Here is a 223-nt window from a genome sequence, read left to right on the forward strand (position 1 = left end):
GGTGCGTCCGGTTGACGGACGGGCAGCGGCGGATAGCCGTGCCGCCGTGCCCGCTCTCGAACGTCTCCGCCCCGACCACGCTCCGGCCCTGCTCGTGGACGGCGATGGGCGGGTGCTCGGGCGCGTCAACCTGGCCTACGTGGCGGACGGCTCGGCGGAGCCGGGCTACGGCGTCGTCGAGCACGCCCCCGGGCGCTCGCGCTCCGGACGCGGCTCGGGACAA

This window comes from Streptomyces sparsus (genome assembly GCF_054776295.1).